Source organism: Planktothrix sp. FACHB-1355, from assembly GCF_014748295.1.
GTDB lineage: Bacteria > Cyanobacteriota > Cyanobacteriia > Cyanobacteriales > Aerosakkonemataceae > Aerosakkonema > Aerosakkonema funiforme_A.
Map to the genome: position 1 here is coordinate 1 of NZ_JACJUP010001295.1, position 1,845 is coordinate 1,845.

General features: G+C 46.4%; 1 protein-coding gene. It reads right to left on the reverse strand.

The annotated features are described in order from the left end of the window. Positions 1-436 precede the first annotated feature (436 nt). Complete coding sequence (locus H6S82_RS31725; protein ID WP_190468204.1) at positions 437-1,603, reverse strand: zinc-dependent alcohol dehydrogenase; 1,167 nt, start codon at positions 1,601-1,603, stop codon at positions 437-439. Between the last annotated feature and the right edge of the window lie 242 nt (positions 1,604-1,845).

A 1,845-nucleotide genomic window follows, 5' to 3' on the forward strand; every position in this document is an offset into this window, starting at 1 on the left:
CAAAAATACCACTAACTGATAAAATTACACCCAAAATAAAAGCAGTAAAATTCCGGTCGATTGCAGTTCTTTTTTGAAAGATGAAGTGCATAAATATAGCTAGGGCGTCGGGGTTAGGGGTTAGGGGTTAGGGTCTAGGGGAAGAAATGCCTATCATCAAAGGTTTAGATTATTTAATCGTAGGGTGGGGGACGGCACGGGCGATAACTTCAGCATCAAAACCAATAATTAAATTACCTTGCCGTCAGCCACCATCCCAAAATCTCTAAGAAATACGAACATTCTTCAACATCAAACCGAAAGAGCTAACCAATAGTGGCGACGGCAGCTAAAGAGTGTAGGTTCCGCCTTACAAAAAGTTTAGACGATCGCTTTGCAGGAGCGATCGTCTAGCTTTGAAAAAACACCTATTGAAACAAATCTCGGCTCAATCCCCTTAAGGTTTGAGTACAATTTTGATGCAGTTGTCCTGTTTGTGCTTGAAAATTTCGTAGCCGTGCGGTGCTTGGTCTAGCGGTAGACGATGGGTAATCACAAAAGATGGGTCGATCTTACCACTTTGGATGAGATCGAGTAACGGACGCAAATACCGATGAACGTGGGTTTGTCCCATTTTAAAGGTCAAGCCTTTGTTCATCGCAGCACCCATCGGCACTTTGTCGATAAAGCCGCCATAAACGCCGGGAATTGATACAGTACCACCTTTGCGGCAGGCGACGATCGCTTGTCTGAGAACGTGAGGGCGATCGGTCTCCAATCGCACGGCTTGTTTGGCTTTATCGTACAATCCTTCTAGCCCCAAACCGTGAGCTTCCATTCCCACTGCATCCATCACTGCATCGGGACCGCGACCGCCCGTCATTTCTTTGAGGGCTTCACCAACATCGATTTCCTCAAAGTTGAGAACTTCTGCCCCGCTGTTTTTCGCCATTTGCAAACGTTCGGGAACGCGATCGATCGCAATGACTCGTTCGGCACCCAGCACATAAGCGCTTCTAATGGCGAATTGGCCTACTGGCCCACAGCCCCAGATGGCGACAGTATCACCGGGCTGAATATTGCAGTTTTCTGCTGCCATATATCCGGTAGGGAAGATATCAGTCAGAAACACGACTTGTTCGTCTGTCAATCCATCCGGAATCTTGAACAATCCCACATCGGCAAAGGGAACGCGAGCGTATTCCGCTTGACCTCCCGCGTAGCCGCCCAACATATGGGAGTAGCCGAAAATACCGGATGGGGAATAACCCATGATTTTTTCCGCTATCCAGGCGTTGGGGTTGGTGTTATCGCACAGAGACGTTAATTGCCGTTGACAGAAGAAACAGCCACCGCAGGCAATGGGAAAGGGAACGACTACGCGATCGCCTATTTTGACATTCTTGACTTCACTGCCCAGTTCAACGACTTCCCCCATGAATTCGTGCCCCAAGATGTCCCCTTGTTCCATCGTGGGGATGTAGCCGTCATAAAGATGCAGATCGGAACCGCAAATCGCCGTTGTTGTGATTTTAACGATGGCATCACGGGGATTGATGATTTTGGGATCGGGTACGGTTTCGACTCCCACTTTATTGTTGCCTTGCCAGCAAACTGCTTTCATTGTTTTTTCCTTTGTTGTTTGTTGCTAGTGCGATCGCTTATCGTTTTAGGCTTTAACGTCTTTAAGATGCTTTATGAAGCGCGGCAAGTTCTCAAATGTTATGCCACAAATTTGTCCAAACAGCGACTTAGTTAGAGTTATAGTTGAACGCTAATTACTTCTAATCTTTCAATAGTCTTAATTTGGATAGATTTCGCTATTACAAAAGTAGTAGTTTCCCAACCTTCGGATATTTGTATAAA

What these genes read in the sequence shown, in the direction of transcription:
- H6S82_RS31725 (WP_190468204.1), bottom strand. Translation starts at nt 1,603, where the DNA reads ATGAAAGCAGTTTGCTGGCAAGGCAACAATAAAGTGGGAGTCGAAACC.